General features: G+C 71.5%; 25 protein-coding genes and 2 pseudogenes. 13 read left to right on the top strand and 14 right to left on the bottom strand.

The annotated features are described in order from the left end of the window. Positions 1 to 119: 119 nt before the first annotated feature. The gene (locus ABIA32_RS20085) at positions 120 to 506 is read left to right on the top strand and encodes a MerR family transcriptional regulator (RefSeq protein ID WP_370097068.1); all 387 of its coding nucleotides are present in this window, start codon (positions 120 to 122) and stop codon (positions 504 to 506) included. Positions 507 to 513: 7 nt separating this feature from the next. Here the strand turns inward: ABIA32_RS20085 and ABIA32_RS20090 are convergent, their stop codons facing one another. Continuing rightward, positions 514 to 1833, bottom strand: a complete 1320-nt coding sequence (locus ABIA32_RS20090) for a ricin-type beta-trefoil lectin domain protein (RefSeq protein WP_370097070.1) — start codon at positions 1831 to 1833, stop codon at positions 514 to 516. 383 nt (positions 1834 to 2216) lie between these two features. On the opposite strand from ABIA32_RS20090, the gene ABIA32_RS20095 reads away from it, so the two are divergent. Beyond that, a complete protein-coding gene (locus ABIA32_RS20095; RefSeq protein ID WP_370097071.1) occupies positions 2217 to 2663 on the top strand; it encodes a DUF4395 domain-containing protein in 447 nt (148 codons plus the stop codon). Continuing rightward, positions 2656 to 3087, top strand: coding sequence for a TlpA family protein disulfide reductase (locus tag ABIA32_RS20100; RefSeq protein WP_370097073.1), 432 nt, complete (start codon positions 2656 to 2658; stop codon positions 3085 to 3087). The genes ABIA32_RS20095 and ABIA32_RS20100 overlap by 8 nt, the downstream gene beginning before the upstream one ends. A gap of 167 nt (positions 3088 to 3254) precedes the next feature. On the opposite strand, the gene ABIA32_RS20105 is transcribed toward ABIA32_RS20100, so the two are convergent. Beyond that, positions 3255 to 4370, bottom strand: coding sequence for a methyltransferase domain-containing protein (locus tag ABIA32_RS20105; protein ID WP_370097075.1), 1116 nt, complete (start codon positions 4368 to 4370; stop codon positions 3255 to 3257). A gap of 436 nt (positions 4371 to 4806) precedes the next feature. Between ABIA32_RS20105 and ABIA32_RS20110 the strand changes: the two are divergent. Together ABIA32_RS20110 and ABIA32_RS20115 are read left to right on the top strand one after the other, a co-directional pair. Continuing rightward, positions 4807 to 5345, top strand: a pseudogene (locus tag ABIA32_RS20110) (GNAT family N-acetyltransferase). A 207-nt stretch (positions 5346 to 5552) separates the two neighbouring features. After that, the gene (locus ABIA32_RS20115) at positions 5553 to 6065 is read left to right on the top strand and encodes a GNAT family N-acetyltransferase (protein ID WP_370097077.1); all 513 of its coding nucleotides are present in this window, start codon (positions 5553 to 5555) and stop codon (positions 6063 to 6065) included. Here the strand turns inward: ABIA32_RS20115 and ABIA32_RS20120 are convergent. Beyond that, positions 6058 to 6565: pseudogene (locus ABIA32_RS20120) on the bottom strand (phosphotransferase); the annotation flags it as partial. The gene ABIA32_RS20115 and the pseudogene ABIA32_RS20120 overlap by 8 nt on opposite strands. A gap of 23 nt (positions 6566 to 6588) precedes the next feature. Further along, positions 6589 to 7638 (bottom strand): phosphatidylinositol-specific phospholipase C domain-containing protein, encoded by a 1050-nt coding sequence (locus ABIA32_RS20125; protein ID WP_370097079.1) that lies wholly within the window; start codon positions 7636 to 7638, stop codon positions 6589 to 6591. Positions 7639 to 7812: 174 nt separating this feature from the next. Here ABIA32_RS20125 and ABIA32_RS20130 point away from each other — a divergent pair, with 174 nt between their 5' ends. Then, on the top strand, positions 7813 to 8202 hold the full coding sequence (locus tag ABIA32_RS20130; protein ID WP_370097081.1) for an MmcQ/YjbR family DNA-binding protein: 390 nt from the start codon (positions 7813 to 7815) through the stop codon (positions 8200 to 8202). Positions 8203 to 8279: 77 nt separating this feature from the next. Here ABIA32_RS20130 and ABIA32_RS20135 read toward each other — a convergent pair whose 3' ends face one another. After that, positions 8280 to 8861 (bottom strand): hypothetical protein, encoded by a 582-nt coding sequence (locus ABIA32_RS20135; RefSeq protein WP_370097082.1) that lies wholly within the window; start codon positions 8859 to 8861, stop codon positions 8280 to 8282. A gap of 192 nt (positions 8862 to 9053) precedes the next feature. Next, positions 9054 to 10109: a tryptophan--tRNA ligase gene (trpS, locus tag ABIA32_RS20140; RefSeq protein ID WP_370097084.1), complete on the bottom strand. Its 1056-nt coding sequence runs from the start codon at positions 10107 to 10109 to the stop codon at positions 9054 to 9056. Between the two features lie 245 nt (positions 10110 to 10354). Between trpS and ABIA32_RS20145 the strand changes: the two genes are divergently transcribed. Then, entirely contained in the window at positions 10355 to 10852 is a 498-nt protein-coding gene (locus tag ABIA32_RS20145) for an adenosine-specific kinase (protein WP_370097087.1), read from the top strand. Positions 10853 to 10873: 21 nt separating this feature from the next. On the opposite strand, the gene ABIA32_RS20150 is transcribed toward ABIA32_RS20145, so the two are convergent. Beyond that, positions 10874 to 12037, bottom strand: a complete 1164-nt coding sequence (locus tag ABIA32_RS20150; RefSeq protein ID WP_370097090.1) for an alpha/beta hydrolase — start codon at positions 12035 to 12037, stop codon at positions 10874 to 10876. 31 nt (positions 12038 to 12068) lie between these two features. Further along, positions 12069 to 12416, bottom strand: a complete 348-nt coding sequence (locus ABIA32_RS20155) for an MmcQ/YjbR family DNA-binding protein (protein WP_370097092.1) — start codon at positions 12414 to 12416, stop codon at positions 12069 to 12071. 106 nt (positions 12417 to 12522) lie between these two features. Between ABIA32_RS20155 and ABIA32_RS20160 the strand changes: the two genes are divergently transcribed. Further along, positions 12523 to 13071, top strand: coding sequence for a hypothetical protein (locus ABIA32_RS20160; protein WP_370097093.1), 549 nt, complete (start codon positions 12523 to 12525; stop codon positions 13069 to 13071). A gap of 16 nt (positions 13072 to 13087) precedes the next feature. On the opposite strand, the gene ABIA32_RS20165 is transcribed toward ABIA32_RS20160, so the two are convergent. After that, entirely contained in the window at positions 13088 to 13534 is a 447-nt protein-coding gene (locus ABIA32_RS20165) for a nitroreductase family deazaflavin-dependent oxidoreductase (RefSeq protein ID WP_370097096.1), read from the bottom strand. Between the two features lie 170 nt (positions 13535 to 13704). Here ABIA32_RS20165 and ABIA32_RS20170 point away from each other — a divergent pair, with 170 nt between their 5' ends. Further along, positions 13705 to 13950 carry a hypothetical protein gene (locus tag ABIA32_RS20170; protein ID WP_370097098.1) on the top strand — a complete coding sequence of 82 codons (246 nt, stop codon included), beginning with the start codon at positions 13705 to 13707 and terminating at the stop codon, positions 13948 to 13950. Further along, positions 13947 to 14501, top strand: a complete 555-nt coding sequence (locus ABIA32_RS20175; protein WP_370097101.1) for a histidine kinase — start codon at positions 13947 to 13949, stop codon at positions 14499 to 14501. The genes ABIA32_RS20170 and ABIA32_RS20175 overlap by 4 nt, the downstream gene beginning before the upstream one ends. A gap of 229 nt (positions 14502 to 14730) precedes the next feature. On the opposite strand, the gene ABIA32_RS20180 is transcribed toward ABIA32_RS20175, so the two are convergent. The 3 genes from ABIA32_RS20180 to ABIA32_RS20190 form a co-directional block, all read right to left on the bottom strand. Continuing rightward, positions 14731 to 15396: a hypothetical protein gene (locus ABIA32_RS20180; RefSeq protein WP_370097104.1), complete on the bottom strand. Its 666-nt coding sequence runs from the start codon at positions 15394 to 15396 to the stop codon at positions 14731 to 14733. Between the two features lie 220 nt (positions 15397 to 15616). Next, on the bottom strand, positions 15617 to 16594 hold the full coding sequence (locus ABIA32_RS20185; RefSeq protein WP_370097107.1) for a serine protein kinase RIO: 978 nt from the start codon (positions 16592 to 16594) through the stop codon (positions 15617 to 15619). Positions 16595 to 16660: 66 nt separating this feature from the next. Beyond that, complete coding sequence (locus ABIA32_RS20190) at positions 16661 to 17095, bottom strand: hypothetical protein (RefSeq protein WP_370097109.1); 435 nt, start codon at positions 17093 to 17095, stop codon at positions 16661 to 16663. Positions 17096 to 17308: 213 nt separating this feature from the next. Here ABIA32_RS20190 and ABIA32_RS20195 point away from each other — a divergent pair, with 213 nt between their 5' ends. Continuing rightward, positions 17309 to 18076 carry a hypothetical protein gene (locus ABIA32_RS20195; RefSeq protein WP_370097112.1) on the top strand — a complete coding sequence of 256 codons (768 nt, stop codon included), beginning with the start codon at positions 17309 to 17311 and terminating at the stop codon, positions 18074 to 18076. Between the two features lie 147 nt (positions 18077 to 18223). On the opposite strand, the gene ABIA32_RS20200 is transcribed toward ABIA32_RS20195, so the two are convergent. Further along, positions 18224 to 18655 carry a protein-tyrosine phosphatase family protein gene (locus ABIA32_RS20200; protein ID WP_370097115.1) on the bottom strand — a complete coding sequence of 144 codons (432 nt, stop codon included), beginning with the start codon at positions 18653 to 18655 and terminating at the stop codon, positions 18224 to 18226. Between the two features lie 107 nt (positions 18656 to 18762). Here ABIA32_RS20200 and ABIA32_RS20205 point away from each other — a divergent pair, with 107 nt between their 5' ends. After that, positions 18763 to 20001 carry an MFS transporter gene (locus ABIA32_RS20205; RefSeq protein WP_370097117.1) on the top strand — a complete coding sequence of 413 codons (1239 nt, stop codon included), beginning with the start codon at positions 18763 to 18765 and terminating at the stop codon, positions 19999 to 20001. Between the two features lie 4 nt (positions 20002 to 20005). Here the strand turns inward: ABIA32_RS20205 and ABIA32_RS20210 are convergent, their stop codons facing one another. Continuing rightward, positions 20006 to 21079, bottom strand: a complete 1074-nt coding sequence (locus ABIA32_RS20210; protein WP_370097120.1) for an ATP-dependent DNA ligase — start codon at positions 21077 to 21079, stop codon at positions 20006 to 20008. A gap of 247 nt (positions 21080 to 21326) precedes the next feature. Between ABIA32_RS20210 and ABIA32_RS20215 the strand changes: the two genes are divergently transcribed. Next, positions 21327 to 22067 carry an SDR family oxidoreductase gene (locus ABIA32_RS20215; RefSeq protein ID WP_370097123.1) on the top strand — a complete coding sequence of 247 codons (741 nt, stop codon included), beginning with the start codon at positions 21327 to 21329 and terminating at the stop codon, positions 22065 to 22067. Positions 22068 to 22197: the final 130 nt, after the last annotated feature.

Genomic DNA, 22197 nt, shown 5'->3' on the forward strand with positions numbered 1-22197 from the left:
AGAGGCCGCCGCTGACAGGTCCTGCCTGTCGGCGGCGGAAGCTGCCGCCTCGCCGTACGCTTGATTGCCAGTCCGGAGACGGACCGGCTCCAGGCCGACGGGCGCGAAGAAGAGGTGCAGTGGCAGCCAAGACCGACCCGACGCCCAGCAACGCCGGTGATGCCGGAGGCGTCGGGGCCGCTGAGGACGCCGGGGCCGCTGAGGACGCTTTCGATGACGCGGACTACCCGGCCTACACCATGGGACGGGCCGCCGAGATGATCGGCGCCACCCCGGGTTTCCTGCGCGCGCTGGGCGGAGCCGGGCTGATCACGCCCCTCCGCTCGGAGGGCGGCCATCGCAGGTACTCGCGCCACCAGCTGCGCATCGCCCAGCGCGCCCGCGAGCTGGTCGACCAGGGCACCCCGATCGAGGCGGCCTGCCGGATCATCACGCTGGAGGACCAGTTGGATGAGGCCCTGCGCGCCAACGAGCAACTGCGCGCGAGGGCCTCCGCCCAGGACTGACGTGCCGCTAGGGCAGGGTCCACTTCTGATTGGCGTTGCCGGAGCAGTCCCAGATCTGCACCTGGGTGCCCGGGGTCGTGGACCAGCCGGTGTCGTCCAGACACCTGTTCGACTGCGGGTTGTAGAGCGCGCCGTTCGACTGCGGGATCCACACCTGCGCGGCGGTGTTGTTGCAGTCGTAGAGGTCGACGGTCGTGCCGTTGGCGGTGCCGCCGCCGTTGATGTCGAGACACTTGCCCAGCACGTGCAGGGTCGTCCCGGCCTGGACGAAGGTCCACTGCTGCGCCGCCGTGCCGTTGCAGGTGTAGACCTGGACCGGGTTGAAGTTCGCCGTGCTGCCGGAGCGGTCGTCCAGGCAGAGCCCCGCGTAGCCGGTCACCGGGCCGGGCGTGCCGGTGCCTCCACCGCCGCCTCCCCCGCCGCCGCCGGTCGTGGTGTACGCCGCGACGTAGCCGACGCTCATGGTCCCGCCCGAGCTGGTGGCCGACGTCGGCGTGGTGCAGCCGCAGACGCCGTTGGGGAAGCCGCCGCCCATGGCGAGGTCGAAGATGATGGACAGGTTGTGGTCGTAGGCCTGCTGCCAGGTCGCGGTCCCGACCTGGGCCTCCGTCACCGAGAAGTACTGCGTGCCGTCGAGGTAGAAGGTGATGGACTCGGCGGACGTGTTGGTCCGGTCGAGGATCATCGAGTAGGTGTGGAAGCCGGTCTGACATCCTGAACAGTTCTGCAGGCCGCTGCCGATCCCGTTCCCCTCGTTGCAGGGACCGCCGGGGTAGGTGCCGCAGTGGATCGTCCCCGCCACCTGGGAGCGGGCGTTGACGTCCTCCATGATGTCGATCTCGCCGTTCTCGGGCCACTGTCCGGGGCCGAGCATCCAGAAGGCGGGCCAGTAGCCGAGGCCGGACGCCGGGTTCGGCTGCATGATCGAGGCGGTGACCTCCAGCTTGCCGCCGGCCGGCGCGCCGACGTTCGCGCTCGTGGTCTGGATCCGCCCCGAGGTCCAGTTGCCGCCGTTGTCGAGCGCGGTGATGTTCAGATGGCCGTTGCCGTCCAGGTTCACGTTGGCAGCGGAGTTGGTCATGGTCTCGATCTCGCCCGTGCCGAAGGAGGAACCCGGGCCGGTGTCGAACATCCACTTCGACGCGTTCGGGGCGCTGCCGGACGCGCCGGAGAAGTCGTCGCTGAAGACGGTGGTCCAGCCGGACGGCGGACCCGGAACGGTCGCCGCGCCGGAGCTCGCCGGAAAGGCGAGCAGCAGGCCGAGCACGGCGAGAAGGGCGGCGAGGGCGCGCCTGCGGGCGCGCCGGAACGGTGGTGCAGTCAGCATCTACGGCTCCCGGAGGTGGGGGTGGGGACAGCCGTGATCGCGTGCGCAGGGACGGCGTCCATCGCCGTCCCTGAGGGATGCGCCGCGTCTCCGCGGTTCATCGAAGACTCTCCGCGCCTGACGGACACACGTCAAGACCTGTGACCCGGATCCTCCTGCACGGCCTGCCGACTTGAAGTGTTGAACACTGTCACGGCCCGGCCAGGATGTGAGCCGTGTTTGACCGGGCGACCGCGCAGTGCTGCAATCAGGACCGTGCCTGCCGAGACTCCACTGGTGACCCGGGCCCACATCGACTTCGGTCGCGTGTGGTCGGCGGCGTGTCCGCGTTACTGACACTGCCGCCCTCAGTCGACCACCCCTCCTCCGGCTCGGAGTCTCACTTGCCCAACGTCCCGGGCACGCCCGCCCTGATCGACCCGCGCGGCCCGCGTTTCGCCGCCGCGCTCACCACCCTCGTCCTCGCCGCCGCCCTGATCACCGGCAGCGGCGCGTTGCTGGCGGCGCAGACCCTCGTCTTCGCGCTCGGCGCGACGCTCGGCCTGCGCTTCTCCCCCTACGGCCTGCTCTACCGCACGCTGGTCCGGCCGCGCCTCGGCCCGCCCGGCGAGCTGGAGGACGAGCGTCCGCCGCGCTTCGCCCAGGCCGTCGGCTTCGCCTTCGGCGCGGTCGGGACCATCGGCTACCTCGTCGGGCCGTCCTGGCTCGGCGTCGCCGCGTGCGCGCTGGCGCTGGCCGCGGCCTTCCTCAACGCGGCCTTCGGCTACTGCCTGGGCTGCGAGGTCTACCTGCTCCTCGTTCGCAGTCGCGGGAGGCTGGACCATGGCTGACCCGACCGGCCTCATCGTCTGCGCAGCCGTCCTCGTGGCCGCCACCGTCTTCGGCCTGATCCGCGCCGCCCGCGACGGCAAACTCCGCCCCCGCCGACCGCGCGACGACGCCTCGCGCCTCTCCGCCACCGACCTCGGCGAACCCCTGGGCACGCGGGCAACGCTCGTCCAGTTCTCCACGTCCTTCTGCGCGACCTGCCCCGCCACCCGCCGCCTCCTGCGCGAACTGGCCGCCGCCACCCCTGGGGTGACCCACGTCGACATCGACGCCACCGTCCGCCTCGACCTCGTCCGCCAGTTCGACGTCCTCCGAACCCCGACCGTCCTCGTCCTCAACCCCACCGGCCACCTCATCCGCCGCGCCTCCGGCCCCCCGACGCGCACGGAGCTCCTGGCCGCGCTCGAGGAGGCGGCAACCGCCTGAAGGAAACCGCGTGGCGGCGGATAGGCGCCGGTACCACTCCGACTGCCCGAGCAGCCGATCTTCTAGACGCGCGATGGGCGCGGGTAGAGCCGTTGCGAAGCGCGGAGGACGGTGGCGGGATCACCGACAGGTTCGGCCTCATGCCCGGCCAGTGCCTGCGACGCGGTTCAAGCTATGAGCAGGCGGAGGCCGAGATCTGCCGCGTCGAGGTCGGCGAGGTCGCTGTTACGCTCGGCCCACCGGCCGGAGTCGAGGTCGTCGCTGAGGCTTCGTACCGCCCGCTGCTCGGCGTCCGGCCCGACCCTCGTCCACACCGACATCGCGCCGCGCACGTGATCCTCCAGATACGCTCCCGGTCGGCGCCAGTACGCCTCGAACAGGCCGTCAGCGCAGTCCCACGGGATGGGTACCGGCTCAGCGCGGGCGCCGATCGCGTCGGCCATTCCAGCAAGCGAGGGAAATTCTGCGAGGACGCCGGCGAACTCGGGCAGGTAGTCGCGGGTAAGCCAGAACCGGTCCTGCCATCCGGGCTCGTCGGTGTCGAACGTGAGCACCACCACGCGGCGGGCCACCCGCCGCATCTCGCGCAGCCCCGCTATCGGGTCCCCCCAGTGGTGAACGGTGGAGACGGCCATCGCGACGTCGAAGGAGTGGTCCTCGAACGGCAGGCTCTCCGCGGCGGCGGCCATGCACGGCGCCGAGCCGGCAGGCCGCTGCCCCCGCATGACCGCCGATGGCTCCACCGCGGTCACGTTGCGATCAGCAGGTTCGTAGGAGCCGGTGCCGGCCCCGACGTTCAGCACCGTCTGCGCGTCCCCGAGCGCGTCCCAGATCTGCGTGGCGATCCGCGGCTCGGTTCGCCGTGTCGCGGTGTAGGCGCCGCCGATCGCGTCGTACAGCCGTGCACCGAGCATCCCCAACTGTTCCTCCGGTGTCACCATCAGTCCCTTCGCCCGTGCCTCAAGTTCCCTGTCGATAGCCGCCACCATGGCGTCAGCTCGATCACGCCGTTCCAGCAGCAGGCCGCGCAGCCGCCCCAGGCGCGCGACCGCGTCGGTGGCTGGGTCGCCGACCAGTTCCGCAACCTCCCGCAGACCGAAGCCCAGCCGCCGGTAGGCCAGCACCTCCCGCAGCCGCTCCACGTCGCCCGCGGAGTAGGCCCGGTACCCGGCCGCGGTACGCGCCGACGGACACACGAGCCCTATCTGGTCATAGTGATGCAGCGTGCGGACGCTCACGGCGGCAAGCTCGGCCACGCGTCCGACGGTCCAGTGATCGTCCACGGCACCGACTATGCAGCCTGACGCCACGTGAGGGTCAAGAGCCTCACTCACGGCAGCAAGAGCCGAGCGCGAACCAGCGGTCCGAGCCGACTCCTGCAAGCCAGAGCAATCGTCTGGTTCAGAGAATGCCGTGCAGCGAGACGGTGGCGGTCCTGGTAACGCCTCGTGCAGCACGAGTTGATGCTGCGGTGGCGGTGACAGGCGGTCACGATCCAGCGTCGATAGGGACACCGGCCCTGCCCAGAGGCAGTGACCTGAGCCGGCCCGGACGCCGACGCCAAGCGCGACCACGACGCCGGTGCCACCGAATGGCAGTGCCAGTCCACCGGGCACGGCGACGGGTTGGCGGACCCGTTGACCAGGAACTGGATCACTCGGCAGACGCGTCCCCCTCTGCGGCACCTGGTGTCGCTGCCGCCGAGAGGAATTGCCCGCCATGACTGAACTCGGACCCGTCGTCTGGCCAGCTGCCCCGATCAGGACCGAGCGGCTCGTGCTCCGTGAACCCGAGGCCCGGGACCGTGCGGCGTTCATCCAGTTGCTCGCCTCACCGGAGGTGCACACCTACCTCGGCGGCCCCCGGCCGCGTGCCGAGCTTGAGCTTGAGATGCCCGAGGTGCCCGAGCGGTGGCCTGGGAGTTTCGTCGTTGATCTCGACGGGGCGATGATCGGCCAGATCCTGCTCAGGAGGGACCGGAGCACCATCGCCCGGCTGCTGCGGGGAGGGCCGACCTCGGTTACCTGTTCCTGCCACGGGCGTGGGGCTTTGGGTATGCCGCCGAGTCGTGCGCGGCGGCACTTGAATGGCTCGCCGATGTCCTTCCCGGTGAGCCGGTGGTGCTCGCCACCCAGACCGCCAACGTCGGCTCGATGCGCCTCGCGGCAAAGCTGGGGTTCACCGAGGTGGAGCGGTTCGAGGCATGGGGCGCCGAGCAGTGGCTCGGCATGCGGTCCCCAGTCAGGCCGTCCGAATGATCTCGTGCTCGACAGCGCGGATCCGCGAGGCCACCGATCGGTCGTCGGCCTCGGCCGCCGCTTGACCTCGCGGAGCACGTACGCCTGCCGCCAACAGGCGACGTGCGGGCGAGCAGCGTGGCGGCGGGTACGGTGTGGCAGTATCGTCCGCTCTCCCGACCAGCCGCTTTGGTAGCCCCCGACCTCCATCGACTTGGAGTAACACAGATGCTGCTACGTGATGTCGACCCCGGCGACGTCGACGCCTACGTTCGGATGCGATGTGACCCCACCATGATGGCCGAACTCGGTGGCCCGCTGCCCCGCGCGGGCATGGAGGCGAAGGTCCAGCGCGATGTTCAGGGGGCAGCGTCGGGCACCCAGTGGATCAAGATGATCGTTCCCGACGAAGCCGATCCGGCGGTGGTGGCGGGGAGCGTGACCCTGTGGCCTCATGACGCTGATGGTGCCGGGCAGATCTCGGAGATCGGCTGGATGGTACTGCCGGAGTTCCAGGGACGGGGACTCGGCAAGACGGCTGTCCGCGCGCTGCTCGAGCTGGCCCGCGACGACGGTCGCTGGGGGCTCGTACACGCATTTCCTGGGACAACGAACGCCCCGTCAAATGGCATCTGCAGAACCCTCGGCTTCAGGCTCCTGGGCGAGCAGGACGTGACCTTCGCCGACCGAGTCCTGCGAAGCAACCACTGGACGATCGACCCATCCACTGACCTCAGCTGAAGCCTTCGTCCAGTACCGCCCGGATCACGTGCCGGGCGTTGAGCGCCGTCGCAGGGTTCGTCCTCCGGTAGTACGGCAGTGCGATCAGCGCCTGCGAGAGTGTCCGCCCCCGGCCGCGGATCCAGGTCGTGTCGTCCACGGCCAGCGCCTCGCGGAAGACTTCCCTTGCGTCGGCGGGCAGCAGGTTCCAGGGCGGGAGCAGGCCGCAGACCGGATCTCCCACGCCGCCCGGGTCCCCCGCGTCCAGCGAGGCGACCGGCCCACCCCGGTATGCCTTCGGCGCAGCCGATAGTGGGAAGCTCCCCCGCCAGCCATCGATACACCGACCAAGGCCACGGATACCCCGTGGGCAGGCTTCCCGACCCCCAGCATTCAGGGATGCGCGTGGGCACGTGGGGCGCGAGGCGGGGCAGCCACTCCTGCTCCATTGCCAGGTCCTCGGCTCCACCCCCTACCAGCGGCAGCCGCACGACCAGGTCATCACCCAGCCCCACGACCGCTCGTGGCAGCCAGCAGGCGACGTTCAGCCGCGCGGCAGTTGCTCGCCGAGGACGGCAGGCAGTCCGGTCCAGTCGCAGGAGACGAACGACGCGTGGTGCGCGGCCAGTTCGGCGACGCGGGCGGCCGCGTCAGCCGCGGACGGCGCGGTCGCCGACAGGGTCGGGGTGACGTTGTGCGCGTCGGTCATGACCAGGAGATAGTGCTGGGCGTCGTACCAGGAGGTGTCGATGCCGCCGTCCACGTAGGCGTGGGCGTCACCGTCGAAGACGACGAACCACGGGCGCAGCGAGGCGTCGCCGTAACGGGTGCGCGGATCGCCCGAGGCGGCGCCGAGTACCGAGGGGAAGATCTGGGCCTGCCCCAACTGCCCGGCCGCCCGCAGGGCGGAGAGGTGCTGGGCGTATTCGGTGTCGGTCCAGAGGTGGTCGAAGGGGTTGTTCATCTCGAAGGTCCCCGGGATCGCCTCCAGGATCACCTTGCCCGCCAGCGAGGCGCGGCTCGGCCAGTTGCCCGCGCGGGCGGCCGCGTCCAGCGTCGGGTAGCCGCCGAGCAGGTCGGCCGGCCGGTAGACGTCACCGGCCAGGTGGGTCCGGACCAGGGTGTCGAGCTGGGTCGGGCCGAGACCCACGGTGGCGTCGAAGCCGGCCTTCATCTCCAGCTTGACCATGATCGGCGGATGGCCCGGATGGGCGGCCAGCCAGATCCGGATGTCGTCCAGGCAGCTGCCCAGGTCCTTGTTGGCCCCGCCGCGGTAGAGGTCGGCGGCGGACGTGGCGTCGACGCAGTTGTTGACGTTGCCGAGCGGGTTGCTGTGGCTGACCTTCCACTCGTGGGTGAACGGGTCGACCCAGGTGTCGAGCTCGATCAGCGACGCCCCCGTGTCCAGGGCCTGGGCCAGGAAGGGGAACGCCGTCGTGTCGTCGTAAGTGTTGTGCAGCCCGACCGAGGTCGCGGCGGCCAGGGAGAGCGAGCCGGTGTCGGCTGCGGCGGCCTCCCCGGGCGTCGTGGCCAGGGGCAGCAGGCAGGCGGTGGCGGCGAGGACGAGTGCCAGGGCGCGGCGCGGGACGGACATCGGACCTCCGGGGACGGGTCGGGGGGACGTCCGCCGACGTTACCCGCCACCGATGACGAGGACATGACCACTCGTCAAACTCGTGTCGGCATCCAGCCCCACACACCGCCCGCGCGCCGCGCGGCCCGACGCCCGGTCCCTCGCGGACGCCGAACACGGCACTAGCATGCCCCCATGGCCACCTGGGACGACGTACGCCGCATCGCACTGGCCCTGCCCGGCACCAGCGAGCGGCCCTCGCGCGACCATGCGCACTGGTGGGTCGCCGGCAAGGGCTTCGTCTGGGAGCGGCCGCTGCGGCAGCCCGACCTCGACGCGCTCGGCAAGGCCGCCCCCGAGGGCCCGGTGCTGGGCGCACAGGTGGCCGACGAGGGGGTCAAGGCGGCGCTGATCAGCGGGGATCCGGGGGTCTACTTCACCACCCCGCACTTCGACGGCTATGCCGCGGTCCTGGTCCGCCTCGACCGGATCGACGCCGCACAGCTGCGCGAACTGATCACGGAAGCCTGGTTGGTGCGTGCTCCCAAGCGACTCGCCCAGCAGTTCCTCGACGATGCCGAATGACCGAATGACCGGATACCCGAATGGCCGTACGTCGGACAGCAGGAGCCCCTGGGCCCTGCTGTCCGACGCGGCCGGGGTCAGCTCCAGCGGCTGCGACGGCGACGCGTCTCCTGCGCCGGGTCGGCCGGCGGAAGCGACGCGACCTGCAGCGCGCGGGCGAGCGCGACGACGTCGTCCACCGGACGGTTGAGCGCGGCGACCTGGAGGGCATGCGAGACGGCACCGGACTGCTCGCCGCCCAGGGCGGCGACGAGCTGCACCACCTCCTCGACAGGGCGGCTCAGCACGGCCACGCGCAGTATGTCCTGACCTCGCGTCAGCTGGGCCCCGCGCAAGGCGGCGAGCAGCTGGGAGAGTTCGTCGACGGGGCGGCCGGCGGCGACAGCGCTGGCGGGGCTGGGGCAAGGGATCTCCCCGCCCGAGTCGAGCAGCGCGAAGAGCCTGACCACCTCCTCCACCGGGCGACCGGCCACGGCGGTATGGACGAGCGAGGTCGCCCAGTCCGCGCCGGGTTGGGCGGAGGGATCCGCCTCCGCCGGAGGTCGGTCGGCGTCGGCGGCGACGCCGGTCGTTGCCTCGGCCGAGCCGGAGACCTCGGAGAGCTCGGAGACCCGAGTGACCTCGGGGGCGGTCGGTATGAGCGAGATTGCGCGTGCCACGGTACTTCTCCAGTGCTGTTTCAGCCATGACCACAGGCGACCGAACCGAGGGGACGGGCGACCGCCGCGTGCGTGGCATGCACCACGCCTGACCAGCGTCCCCGTTCCCCGAGCGGCCCAACCACCCCGGAGCGCCATGTGGGGGACGGCCGTTGCAAAGCTTTGCGTGTGCACGCCCAGTAGCGCGCACGCTCAGTAGCGGCTGCTCATCGCCGCACGGACCTCGTCGAGGGTGGCCTCGGCGACCGCGTCCGCGCGCTCGTTGCCCGCCCGCAGGACCGCACGTAGGTGGCCGGGGTCCCGCGCGAGCTCGGCGCGGCGGGCCCGGATCGGGGCGAGGAAGCCGTTGACCGCCTCGGTCACGCAGCGCTTGAGAGCGGCTGCTCCTCCCGAACCGATCTCCTCGGCCAGCACGGCCGGCTCGCGGTCCAGACACAGCGAGGCGAGCAGCAGCAGCGAGGCCACCTCCGGGCGGCGCTCGGGGTCGTAGGTGATGTGCCGGTCGGCGTCGGTCTTGGCGCCCCGGATGAGGCGCGCGGTCTCGTCGGCGTCGGCGGCGAGGGAGATCGCGTTGTCGCGGCTCTTGCTCATCTTGGTGCCGTCCGTGCCCAGCAGCAGCGGAGCGGCGGAGAGCAGCGCCTCCGGTTCCGGGAAGACCGGCGAACCGGTGGCCGGGTAGCGGTCGTTGAAGCGGCGCGCGATGGTGCGGGTGATCTCCAGGTGCGGCAGTTGGTCCTGTCCGACCGGCACCAGACCGGCCTTGCAGAAGAGGATGTCGGCCGCCTGGTGCGCCGGATAGGTGAACATCAGCCCGCTGACCGAGGACTGGCGGGAGTGGTTGATCTCGTCCTTGACCGTCGGATTCCGGCGCAGTTCGGCGACGGAGACCAGGCTGAGGAAGGGCAGCAGCAGTTGGTTGAGGGCCGGGACGGAACTGTGGGTGAAGATCGTGGCGCGGTCCGGGTCGATTCCGACGGCGAGGTAGTCGAGCAGCAACTCCTCAACGTAGCGGGGCAGGTCGTCCGCGACGTCACGGTCGGTGAGCACCTGGAAGTCCGCGATCACGACGAAGAGATCGGCGCCGCCCTTCTGGAGGCGGACGCGGTTGGCGAGGGTGCCGAAGTAGTGGCCGAGATGCAGCCGCCCGGTCGGCCGGTCCCCGGTCAGGACGCGCGCGGCGGGCTCGGCGGGCCCAGCGGTGACAGGCTCGGCGGGGGCGGCAGTCGTGGCGGCGAGGGCGATGGTCATGGCTGGGTGCTCCTGGTCGGTTCGTCGGGTGGTTGGCGGGCCGCGCTGCAAAAGGACGGCGGATCCACCCCGAGCCGGGGAACACCGAAGGGCCGTCCAATCGAACGGCCCTTGGCATGCGTGAGGAAGTCGGCCGCTCCTAGGAGGAGCGCCACCAGCTCAGGCACGAAAGTCGATGCATACAGCAAGCATAGCGCGGTAGTCGCTCGGGTGCAGGGGGCCTCGCCTTCGCGCACCCTGGAGTCATGACAGCCGAAGCGGTTTCGATCGACGTCGTGCCGGTGCTCAAGCCCGACGATCTCAATGTGGTGATCGGCCAGTCCCACTTCATCAAGACCGTCGAGGACCTGCACGAGGCCCTGGTCGGTGTGAGCCCGCATCTGCGCTTCGGGCTGGCCTTCTGCGAGGCATCCGGCCCCCGGCTGGTCCGCCGTTCCGGCAACGACCCCGAGCTGACGGCCCTCGCCGTGACGAACGCGACCGCGATCGGCGCGGGCCACAGCTTCGTGGTGCTGCTGCGCGAAGGCTTCCCCGTGAACGTCCTGAACGCCGTCAAGGCGGTCCCCGAGGTCTGCGGCGTCTTCTGCGCCACGGCCAATCCCGTCCAGGTCCTGGTCGCCGTCACCGGGGCGGGCCGCGGCATCATCGGCGTCGTCGACGGCGCGCCGCCGCTCGGCGAGGAGACCGAGCAGGACGTGGCGGACCGCAGGCAGTTGCTGCGCACCATCGGCTACAAGCTCTGACCCCGGGTCGGACACAGGCTCTCAGGGCGCAGGCGCCGGCAGGTGGTCGCTGAGCCAGGTGAGCGCGGGCGGCAGCAGCCGGACCCAGGTGGTGAAGTTATGGCCGCCGGTGGGCACGCTGGCCTGGGCGACCGTCGTGGGCGGGCGGACCAGGGCCGCGAAGGCCTGGCCGTCGGCGTAGGCGGCGCCGTCCTCCCTGCTGCTGGCGAGCATCAAGGAGACCGGAGGCGGCGGCAGATGGAGCAGCCGCCAGGTGAGGTCCGCCTCGTCGCGGCGCAGGGAGCTGCCGCCGAAGAGGTCCCCGGTGGTGATGTCGTGGGCGGCCTTGAAGTAGCCGGAGAGCGACGCGGCGGTGGTGTAGACGCTGGGGTTGCGCATCGCCAGTTTGAGAGCGCAGTAGCCGCCGGTGGAGTCGCCGATCGCGCCCCAGCCCCGGCCGCCGCCGGACTGCACCCGGTAGGAGCCGGCGATGTCGAGCGGGACGTCCGCGGTGAAGTAGGTCTCCGCCTGCGGGCCGCCCGGGACGTCCTCGCACTCGCTGTCCCTCGGCATCGACGGCGAGGGACGCATCAGCACCAGGACCATCGGCTTGATCCGCCCCTCCTGGATCAGCGTGAGCGAGATCGACGGATACTCCAGCTTCGTGACCAGGTTCTTCGCGTCGCCGGGGAAGCCGGTCATCGCGACCACGACCGGGAACCTGTCCTTGGCGAAGGCCGGCTGGAAGTACTGCGGCGGCAGATAGACGTAACCATCGGTGGTGAGGCCCGTCACCGTGCCGGGGATCCGCACGTGGTCCAGGCGGCCTGCCACCTCGGGGGCGCGCAGGCCGATCCCCGCCGCGCCGACGGTCTCCGTGCCGAGCCACTGCACCGCGCCGTGAGCCGGGCCCTGGGTCGCGGGGTGGGTGCCGGAGTGCGGCGCGCCCGCCTGGACCGCTGCGGCGCCCGTCCGGCCGGTGCCGAGCAGGTCGGACCAGCTGCTGTAGAAGGAGAAGTAGTTGTTGGCCAGCAGGCCGAGCGTGCAGAGCAACGCCAGTTGGGTGAACAGGACGGTGCCGAGTCGCCCGAGCACCGCCCGCCAGCTGCGGCGGGCCAGCCTCGGCCACACCCACACCGTCGCGGCCACCGACAGCACGGTGAGCGCGATCGACAGGATCAGCACCCCGCCTCCGGTCAGCCCCATCGCCGGCCCGTCCCTCCGGTCGTCAGCTCGGTCAGCTCGGGCGGCTGCGCTTGGGCAGTTTGGCGACGACGGCCTCGTAGGAGTCGTCGACGGCCGCCAGCAGCTCGTCGTCGGGGATCGCCCCGTCGAGCGCGAGACTGTTCCAGCCGTAGCGGCCGATGTAGGCGCTCGCCGAGGCGGCGTCCGGGTAGCGCAGCAGCCACTCGTCCGCGGTGTCGCGGTCCGGTCCGCACTTGAGCCCGATCGAGGTGCCCGGCGCCGAGCCCAGGAAGGCGAAGATCTTGTCGCCGACCTTGGCGACGAGATCGCCCTCCCAGGGCTCGTCCTGCCAGGCTCCGGGCTTGGCCAGGCAGTAGGCCACCAGTTCCGCCCAGGTCATGGGATCACCTCCACGTTTCGGACTCTAGACCACTCCCCGCGAGGCGGGCTCGGGGCTCGCGCGCGAGAATGGTCCGGGGGGTTCCTCGATCGCCTGGGAGGTCTCGATGAGGTCCCATGCGCGTTTCGCGGCCACGGCCGCAGCAGTAGCGGCAGCAGGTTTCGTCCTGGTCGCGGGCGGCAGTGCTGTCGCCGACACCACCTCGCCCAGCTCGTCCAGCTCCTCCGGATCGATGACGCCGACGACCGTGAAGTACTACGGTGTCTCGACATCGAACAACCTCTATACGGCCGACGGCCGCGTAGTGACCAACCCCAACACCGCACCCGCCGTAGGCGACTACTTCGTGGCGACGGACAACGACTACACCGGCACGCAGGCCAGCCACGGCAGCGATGTCGTGGCCACCGACCACGTCTTCTGCCTGTTCACCAAGGCACCGGCCGCGGCCACCTGCTCGGCGGAGATCGCGACGGGCACCGGCATGATCTACACCGACAACTCGCAGCAGAACTTCGCCTCCGGGGCCCAGTCACAGACCTACAAGATCACCGGCGGCACCGGCGCGTACCAGGGTGCCAAGGGCACCGTGGTCGTCACCCCGGTGAGCGCGACCAGCAACAACTCCGACTTCGTCGTCACCTGGTCGAAGTAGCGTCGAGCAACCGCGCTCAGTGCGGCGTGGCGGCCGGTTCCAGGACGAACACCGGGATCAGGCGCGAGGTCTTGCGCTGGTAGTCGGCGTAGTCCGGATAGGCCGCCACGGCCCTCTCCCACCACAGCTCGCGTTCCTCGCCCTCGAGTTCACGGGCGATCATGTCCTGCTTCTTCGGCCCGTCCTGGAGCTCGACGCGCGGGTCGGCGCTCAGGTTCCAGTACCAGACGGGGTGCTTGGGCGCGCCTCCCTGGGAGGCGACCACCGCATAGTGGTCGCCGTGCTCGACCCGCATCAGCGGCGTCTTGCGGATCAGTCCGCTCTTGGCCCCGACCGAGCTGAGCAGCACCACCGGCAGGCCCCGGATCGTCGTGCCCTTCGTCCCTCCCGACGACTCGATCAGCTCGACCTGCGCGCGTACCCACTCGGTGGGGCTCGGCTCGTACTCTCCGTGCAGCGGCATGCGTCATGTCCTCCGGGCGCGGCAATGATCTGACCCAGCCATGGTGCCGCATCGGGCGCTGCGACGGTCGTCGAATTGCCCCGAACGGCGGTAGCAGCGCGCCCCTCGCGCCCGCGCGACGGAGGATTGGCGGGTAACTCCAAGTCAGCCCCAGTCCGGAGGTGGACAGCGTGGCCCAGGACGCCGGCGATGAATTCGAGGCCGAACTCGACGAGGAGCAGCTCGGGACCCCAGAGCCGTGGTTCTACTGCACCCGCCACCACCGGGTCGAGCAGGGCCGCCAGTGTCCTGGCCGTTTTCTGCTCGGCCCGTACGAGACGGCCGAGGCCGCCGAGCACGCGCTGGAACGGGTACAGGAGCACAACGAGGCCTGGGACGCCCAGGACGAGCCGCGCGGCGAGGGGGGTAAGCCGTGAAGGACATGTCCGAGGACATGGAGCACGACGACAAGGTGCTCTTCTTCACGATCACCGATCCGGACCGGGCTACGGCGGCCTTCGGTGAGGTGACCGCGCTGCCGACGGTGAGCCGTGCCGCGCTGCTGCGCAGGGACGCCGACGGCACGGTGACGATCCCCCAGGACTTCGACCCGGCGGCGGGTGGCTCGATGCTCGGCTTCGGTACCGTCGGCGCGTTGCTCGGCCTGCTCGGGGGCCCGCTCGGCGTCGCGATCGGCGCGACGCTCGGCCTCGGCCTCGGCGCGGTCTCGGACGGCGCGCAAGCCGAGAACGAGACCGATGCGCTGGTCGGACTCGTGCCCTGGGTCGACCCGAACAGCTGCCTGCTGGTCGCGGAGATGGTCGAATCCGACCCGCGCGCCGTCGACGCGATCGCCGCCCGTTACGACGCGAAGCTGGACCGCGTCCCCGCCGCGGAGGCCGCGGCCCGCCTCGCGAAGGCGCAGGCCGCCGCTGCCGGCGGCGTCGACGGCGAGGGCGAGGGCGAAGCAAACGGCCGGCAAGGCTGACCGCTGCCGCCGGCTCGGACGTGGCGAACCGTCAGCGACCGGCGTCCCGCAGACCGGACCGCGCGCCTCGAACAGCCCGCCCCGCGTCGGCCCGACTCCTGGTGCACCTGCATTCGCAACGCACTACCTCGCGATTCCGACGTTCTGACGCCTGAGCGGCGGCCTCTGGACTCCCTCCTGGTTCGCCGGGGCGGGCCCGTGACGCGAGCCGCCTGTGCCACGCGCGGCTTCAGCCCAGGCAGATGACGAGCAACTGCACCCGGCAGGTCGACGCAGGGGCCGGGGTGGATGTCGGGGTCGGGGCGGCGCTTGCCGTCGCCCCCGTGGTTCCCGACGGTGTGGGCAGCGTGCGCGGGGAGGGTGAGGACGAGGCAGGTGTGGGAACCGACGGGCCGGTCGCCGGATTCTGAGGCGTCGTCGCCGCCGGGCCCACAGGCGTGGTGGTCGGGGCAGCGGACGTGCTCGCGGAACCTGACGGCGTGAGTGAAGGAGCCGTGCCGGTGCCCGAGGTCGTCGGCGCGGGCGCGACAGCCGCCACGCCGGCGGTGTGGGTCGGCTGCGCACCCACGCCGGTGGCACCCGGGGTCGACGCTCCGGCAGCAGGGCCGTCGCCGCCACCGGTCAGCGGCGCGTTCGCTCCCGGAGCGGCCTGGGCCGGCCCCGAGCCGGGGCCCGAACCGGCGATCCCGCACAGACCCGCGACGCCGAGCCCCGCGACGAGCAGCGCCGGCACCAGCCGGCGTCCGGGTACCGCACGCCGCGCGTGGTGCGCGGGTGGCGTGACGCGGGTGCGTGGCGGCGTCGCGGTGGGCGGCGGGGATGCGGCCTGCGCCGCCACAGGTGCGAGCGAGGGCGGCGCTTCGGGGCCGACCGACGGCAGCTTCGTGGACGCCACGCCGCAACCGGGGCAGCAGAGCGCGCCATTCACGTAGCGTCGGCAAGTCGGGCAGTACCTCACCCGCTACACGCTCGCAGGTCAGCGCCGCGGGCAGGTCGGACTCCGTGAAAGTCTCCGCTCGTCACACCCTCTCCTGCTACTCTCCGCCCGCTCGCACGTGCTGCGCGGCCCCGCCGCCCTGCCGGTCCGGCACGGCGGCGAATGACACGCGGCGGCCTCAGTCGAGCCTGGCGTCGAAGGCGAGCGAGGCGGTCAGCTCGTCGACACGGCGCTCGGAGAGGCCGCGCGCGACGAACCAGGCGCCCACGTTGCGCACGTCGCGCTCCAGGAAGGAGCGGCCGCGCGGGTTGGCGATGACGTCGACGATCTGCGGGACGTCGATGATCACCAGCCGTCCGTCCTTCACGAGGATGTTGTAGGCGGAGAGGTCGCCGTGGGCGAATCCGTCGCGGGCCAGCAGTGAGAGGCTCCGGCCGAGTTGCTCCCAGAGGCCCTCCAGGTCGGCCTCTTCGGACCGCAGTTGGGCCAGTCGCGGGGCGGCCGTGCCGGACTCGTCGCCCATGAACTCCATCAGGATCTCCGTCCCGAGGATCTGCACCGGGTAGGGCACAGCCGCGCCCGCCAGCCAGAGCCGGGACAGCGCCGCGAACTCGGCTGCGGCCCACTGGCCGGCGATGGCCTGCTTGCCGAAGTCGGAACGCTTGGCCATGGCACGGCTGACCCGCGACTCCTTGTGGGCGCGGCCCTCCAGGTAGCCGGAGTCGCGGTGGAAGAGCCGGTGTTGACCGTCGCGGTAGCGCTTGGCGGCCATCAGGGTGCGGCGGTCGGTGCCGGGCACCGCGCGCTCGATCAGGAAGACGTCGGCCTCCTTGCCGGTCTTCACGATTCCGAACTCGGTGTCGACGGCGCCGATTTCGGTGACAACCCAGCGCGGGCGGGGCTCTGGGCCCTTTTCGGTCGGCGTCGACTGGTCCCAGGTGGACCAGCGGTCGCCCTGCGGCGGGCCGTCGTGGTCGCCGTGTGCGTCCGGCTCCAGGACGTCATCGGCGCGAAAGAAGTCTTCGTAGGCCTCGAAGGCCTCGTCGAACCGGCCATCGTGGCCGGTCTCGGTGTCCCGGTCGCGGTCACGACGGGTGCTGCCGCCCTTCGGGCGGATACGGACGAAGGAATCGCTGTCGGCGAAACGCTTGCTCAAGGTGAGGATGCTCCTGCGAGGGGGCCCGCCGGAGGATGTGAGAACGCGTCAGGAAATGGGCGCGACTCAGCCGGCGAGCGGAAGATGAGGGAAGGCGTCCGGCGCGCACACAACAGCGCGCCCCGTCGGGGCGGTAACCATCCGGCGCACCTCCACTCCCATCACCACCGAGCAGCCCACGGCCAGGCCCGGCATCTGCAAGAACTCCGCCATCGTATCCAGTCGGGCGGACAGCGCAAGCGAATTACTGCGGGACCACAGCGACTGTCCGCTTTCGGCGTACAGACATGCGAACAGCGCCCGATCATGGGCCAATGGGCGGTGCCGTTCGTCGCCGAACCGAGGAGAACGCGCGATGCCTGTCCCCCTGCCCGGAGCCGACCGAGTCAACCTGCGTCCGCCGGACCGGGCCGAGACCGTCGCGATCGTGCGCGGGCTGCGCGGCATGCTCGCGCCCAGCGGCGAGCCGACCGAGCTGCAGCGCCTGCTGATCCGCGCCATCTCGCGCTCCATGACCGGCCACGACGTCGATCCCGACGCCGTCACGCCGCTCCCGCCCGAGCGGCTCGCGCAACTGCTGGAGCGCCGTGACGCGATCTTCCGCACCCGCATCCTGCAACTCGCCCTGATCGGCGAACTCGTGGCCCGCAGCCCCCGGCGGACGTCTGCGCCGCCATCGAGACCTTCGCGCTGGCGGCCGGTGTGGACGACGGCATGCGCCAGGTCGCCCGCGACCTGGCCGACGGCGCCCTCGGGCTCGCCCTCACCGACTTCGAACGCAACGGCTACACCGCCGACTGGGACCCGACCCGCTGCGACCAGCTCCACGCGACGGCCGCACTGGCAGAGCCATGGCAGCAGGCGGCCGACGACCCTGAACTCGCCGCCCGCTGGGCCGAACTGGCGAACCTCGCGCCCGGCACGCTGGGGCGCGGAGTCCACCAGTTCTACCAGGCACGCGGTTTCATCACTCCGGGCCTGCCCGGCAGCGCCCCGCCCTACCTCGCGCAGCACGACTGGGTGCACGTGGTGGCGGACTACGGCACCACGCTCGAGGCCGAGCTCGAGGTCTTCGGCCTGATCGCGCGCGGCATCCCCGACCCGCGCGGCTTCTCGATGCTCGCCATGGTCCTCGGCCTCTTCGAGACCGGCCGGATCGAGCGTGCGGCCGGTCTCTTCGAGGCGGACGCCGGTCACCTCTCCCAAGACGGCATGGCCGTGCGACTGGGCGACGCGATGCGCCGGGGCGCGGTGGCCGGCGTCGACCTGCTCGCGGTCGACTGGTTCGGCCTCGCCCAACTGCCTGTCGACGACGCCCGCCGGGAGCTGGGGCTGCCGCCGAAGCACGACGAGGCGCTGGCGGCCGGCTCGGTCGGCCCCTGGGACCGGGGCGGCATCTCCCCGTTCCAGCAGAAGTCCGGCCGGGCCCAAGCCGACGCCGAGGGCCGCCCGTACCTCTCCTACGGCGCGGAACTGGGCTGAGCTTGGCTGAGCTTGGCTGAGCCCGAGGCGGAGAGTACTGCGGCCGGTCGGACTGCTCCGGCCAGAGCTCCGGCCCCGCGCGGGGGAAACGACTGCCGCGATCCACAGCTGAGGCGGAGCTCCGGCCCCAGGCAGGCGGTCTTCCGGCTACGCGCGGAAGCGCTCGACGTACCGTCGCTGCCACGGCGTCTCCACCGCATGGGACGAGTAGTGAGCCCGTACATACGCGACAGCCTCGCCCGCCGGGACGCCGTCCAGGATCGCGAGGCAGGCGAGCGCCGTCCCGGTCCGGCCGCGCCCGCCCGTGCAGGCGACCTCGACGCGCTCGTCGGCCGCGCGTCGCCAGGCGTTCCGGTAGGCCGCCCGCGCGTCGGCGCGGTCGGTGGGCAGGCGGAAGTCCGGCCAGCGGACCCAGTGGGACTCCCACTCGACGCACGGCGGCTGCCTGCCCTGGAGGTACAGGGCGAACGTCGGCGGCTGTCCCGGCGGCAGCGGATCGCGCAGGCCGCGACCACGGACCAGCCGCCCCGAGGGGAGAGCGAGCAGTCCGGGGGTCGACGGGTCCCAGGTGTCGTTCACCCGGCCAGATTACGGCCGGAGCGGGCGCCTGACCGCGCGCCTGGCCTCCGCGAATATCCGAGGCGGCCCCCCGCGCCCATCTGCAATGATGCGCCCGGAGGAAACCCATGCACCGTCTGTTCGCCCCTTACCGTTCCATCTTCGCCATCCCCGGCAGCCGCGCTCTGTTCGCCGTCGCGTTCCTCGCGCGGATCCCGGCGACGGCGAAGGGCATGCTGCTGACCCTGCACGTCGTTCTGGACCAGCACCGCAGCTACGGAGCCGCCGGTCTCGCCACGATGGCGCTGACTCTCGGCTTCGCGCTCGGTTCGCCGCTCGTCGGCCGACTGGTCGACCGGCACGGACTGCGACCGGTGCTTCTGGTCACCGGCGCGGCGGAGTCGCTCTACTGGGTGAGCGCGCCGTTCCTCCCCTACCCGGCGCTGCTCGCGGCGACGCTGCTCGGCGGACTGCTCGCGGTGCCGGTCTTCCCTGCCATCCGCCAGGTCGTGGCCTCACAGGTCCCCACGGAGCAGCGGCGTCAGGCGTTCGCGCTGGACTCGATGCTCGTCGAGATGGCCTACATGATCGGCCCGGCCGTCGCGGTACTGGCAGTGACGGGCCTGCAGACCGCCGTCCCGTCGATGCTGGGCCTGAGCGCGCTTACCCTCGGCGCCGTCGCCGGCCTCTGGCCGCTTGGACGCGTGCTCCGCCGCAAGGACGCCGGCCCGGACGCCGCGGCGTCCGACGCGCCGGCGGAGAAGCTGCCGCGCGGGACCTGGTTCAACCCCGGCCTACTGCTGGTCCTCGGCGTCTGCATGTCGGCGAACCTGGTCCTTTCGGGGACCGAGGTCTCCGTCGTGGCGACGCTGCGCTCGCTCGGTCAGACCCAGTGGGCGGGCGTGACCATCATCGCCTGGTGCCTTGCCTCGCTCGTGGGCGGCTTCTGGCACGGCTCGACCGCCAGGCCGCGTCGCCTCCCCGTGCTGATGCTGCTGCTCGGCCTGCTGACCATCCCCGTCGGCGTCATCGGCGCGCTCGGCTGGCAGTGGACCTGCCTGGCGATGATCCCCGCCGGTTTCCTCTGCGCGCCGACCATCGCCTCGACGGCGGAGGCGATCAGCAAGGCCGTGCCCGCCTCGGCGCGCGGCCAGGCGATGGGTCTGCAGGCGGCGGCGCTGACCCTCGGCGGCTCGCTCGGCGCGCCGCTCGCCGGGTCCGTGATCGACCACGCCTCGCCGGTCTGGGGCTTCGCCGTGGCCGGAGCGATCGGCACGGTCCTCGCCGCGCTCGCCGTGGCCTACCGCCCCAAGCGGGCCGCCCGGGTCGTCGCCGTGGAGCCGGTCGCGGTCGCCGACGCGGCTTAGAAGCTCAGGCCGGGTTCGCGGGGCGCAGGATGTCGGCCAGGTCGTAGCGCACCGGCTCGTCCAACTGCGCGTAGGTGCAGCTGTCCGGCTCCCGGTCCGGGCGCCAGCGGCGGAACTGCGTGGTGTGCCGGAACCGGTCCCCCTGCATGTGGTCGTAGGCCACCTCGCAGACGCGTTCGGGCCGCAGCGGCACCCAGGACAGGTCCTTGGAGCCGGTCCACCTGCTTGTCGCGCCCGGCATCCGGGAGCGCGCCTGCGCCGACTCGTCCGCCCAGTCGGCCCATGGGTGGCCGTCCGTCGCGTCCGTCCGCAGCGGCGCGAGCTCCTCGACGAGTTCCTCGCGCCGCCGCATCGGGAAGGAGGCGCAGACGCCGACGTGCTGCAACCGCCCGTCCGCGTCGTGCAGGCCGAGCAGCAGGGAGCCGACGACCGGGCCGCTCTTGTGCTCGCGGTAGCCGGCCACCACGCAGTCGGCGGTGCGTTCGTGCTTGATCTTGAACATCACCCGTTGGTCCGCGCCGTACGGCGCGTCCAGCGGCTTGGCCACGACGCCGTCCAGACCCGCGCCCTCGTACTGGCTGAACCACCGCTGGGCCAGCTCCTGGTCGAGGGTCGCGGGCGCGAGGTACAGCGGCGGCGCGATGCCGACCAGCATCTGCTCCAGCGCCGCGCGCCGCTCGCGCTGAGGCTCCGCCAGCAGGCTGCGGTCACCGAGCGCCAGCAGGTCGAAGGCGACGAAGGAGGCCGGGGTCCGCTCGGACAGCAACCGCACGCGGGACGCGGCCGGATGGATGCGCTCGGTCAGCGCGTCGAAGTCGAGGCGGTCGGCGGACACCAGAATGATCTCCCCGTCCACGACGCAGCGCTTGGGCAGCTGGTCCTCCAGCTCGCGCACCAGCTCGGGGAAGTAGCGCGTCAGCGGCTTGCCGCTGCGGCTGCCGATGACGGTCTCCGGGCCGTCGCGATGGATGATCGCGCGGAAGCCGTCCCACTTGCCCTCGTAGAGCATCCCCGGCGGGATCTTGGCGACCGCTTTGGCCAGCATCGGCTTGACGGGCGGCATCACGGGCAGGTCCATGTGCCGATTCTCCGGTGATCCGCGCTGTCCGGCGATCCGAGCCGCGCGGCGTGCCGACGCTCCGCTGTCCGTTCCCACCGCCATCCGGCCGCCGCACGTGGGGCCCTTCACCGGCCGAGGCCCGGCTCGGAGCGCCGATAACAGACTTGTGTTATCGACGCTTGCGCTTCCATCGATAACGTACCACTGTTATCAGCGTAAGCAGACGCCGCGAGGCCATCCCACCTGAGAGACCTGGAGATCCCCCATGACTGACACCCAGACGCGCCGCGTGGCCATCGTGACCGGCGGCTCCCGTGGCATCGGCAAGGACGCGGCACAGCGCCTGGCCGCCGACGGACAGGCCGTCGTCATCGCCTACGCCGGCAACAAGACCGAGGCCGACAACACAGTCGCGGAGATCACGGCCGCCGGCGGTGCCGCCTTCGCCCTGCAGGCGGATGTCGCGGACGAGAACGCGGTCGCCGCTCTGTTCGAGGCTGCGGAGCGCGAGTTCGGCGGTGTGGACGTGGTCGTCCACGCGGCCGGCGTGATGGTGCTCGGCCCTGTCGCCACGTTCGACCTCGATGCCCTGGACCGCATGCACCGCACCAACATCCGTGGCACCTTCGTGGTCAACCAGCAGGCCGCGCGCCGCGTCCGCACCGGCGGAGCCATCATCAACTTCTCCACCACGGTGACGAAGCTCTCGCTGCCGACCTACGCGCCCTACGCCGCGACCAAGGGCGCGGTCGACGCGATCAGCCTGATCCTGGCCAAGGAGCTGCGCGGGCGGGACATCACCGTCAACGCCGTGGCCCCCGGCCCCACCGCCACGGCGCTGTTCCTGGACGGCAAGGACGAGGAGACCATCGACCGCATGGCGAAGATGAACCCGCTGGAGCGCCTCGGCACCCCGGGGGACATCTCCGAGGTCGTCTCCTTCCTCGCCGGTCCGGCCCGCTGGATCAACGGCCAGACCATCTTCGCCAACGGCGGCATCGCCTGACAGGCCCGCCCTGGCGAATCGACGGAACCCGTCCGGCAACACGGCCTGAGCCGCATCCCACTCGGGCCCTGGCCGGGCTCCGCCCAAGCACATACGGGGCCGCATCACGACAGCGTGCCCCGACCCATCT

The organism is Streptacidiphilus sp. MAP12-20, assembly GCF_041262525.1.
Taxonomy (GTDB): Bacteria; Actinomycetota; Actinomycetes; order Streptomycetales; family Streptomycetaceae; genus Streptacidiphilus.

Coding starts and splice junctions, on each gene's coding strand:
- ABIA32_RS20195 (WP_370097112.1), top strand. CDS start 17,309: ATGCGCCAGGTCGCCCGCGACCTGGCCGACGGCGCCCTCGGGCTCGCC.
- ABIA32_RS20125 (WP_370097079.1), bottom strand. CDS start 7,638: ATGTCCGTCCCGCGCCGCGCCCTGGCACTCGTCCTCGCCGCCACCGCC.
- ABIA32_RS20205 (WP_370097117.1), top strand. CDS start 18,763: ATGCACCGTCTGTTCGCCCCTTACCGTTCCATCTTCGCCATCCCCGGC.
- ABIA32_RS20150 (WP_370097090.1), bottom strand. CDS start 12,037: ATGGGGCTGACCGGAGGCGGGGTGCTGATCCTGTCGATCGCGCTCACC.
- ABIA32_RS20090 (WP_370097070.1), bottom strand. CDS start 1,833: ATGCTGACTGCACCACCGTTCCGGCGCGCCCGCAGGCGCGCCCTCGCC.
- ABIA32_RS20165 (WP_370097096.1), bottom strand. CDS start 13,534: ATGCCGCTGCACGGAGAGTACGAGCCGAGCCCCACCGAGTGGGTACGC.
- trpS (WP_370097084.1), bottom strand. CDS start 10,109: ATGACCATCGCCCTCGCCGCCACGACTGCCGCCCCCGCCGAGCCTGTC.
- ABIA32_RS20155 (WP_370097092.1), bottom strand. CDS start 12,416: ATGACCTGGGCGGAACTGGTGGCCTACTGCCTGGCCAAGCCCGGAGCC.
- ABIA32_RS20115 (WP_370097077.1), top strand. CDS start 5,553: ATGCTGCTACGTGATGTCGACCCCGGCGACGTCGACGCCTACGTTCGG.
- ABIA32_RS20210 (WP_370097120.1), bottom strand. CDS start 21,079: ATGGACCTGCCCGTGATGCCGCCCGTCAAGCCGATGCTGGCCAAAGCG.
- ABIA32_RS20130 (WP_370097081.1), top strand. CDS start 7,813: ATGGCCACCTGGGACGACGTACGCCGCATCGCACTGGCCCTGCCCGGC.
- ABIA32_RS20190 (WP_370097109.1), bottom strand. CDS start 17,095: ATGGCGCGGATCAGCAGGCGCTGCAGCTCGGTCGGCTCGCCGCTGGGC.
- ABIA32_RS20160 (WP_370097093.1), top strand. CDS start 12,523: ATGAGGTCCCATGCGCGTTTCGCGGCCACGGCCGCAGCAGTAGCGGCA.
- ABIA32_RS20100 (WP_370097073.1), top strand. CDS start 2,656: ATGGCTGACCCGACCGGCCTCATCGTCTGCGCAGCCGTCCTCGTGGCC.
- ABIA32_RS20215 (WP_370097123.1), top strand. CDS start 21,327: ATGACTGACACCCAGACGCGCCGCGTGGCCATCGTGACCGGCGGCTCC.
- ABIA32_RS20145 (WP_370097087.1), top strand. CDS start 10,355: ATGACAGCCGAAGCGGTTTCGATCGACGTCGTGCCGGTGCTCAAGCCC.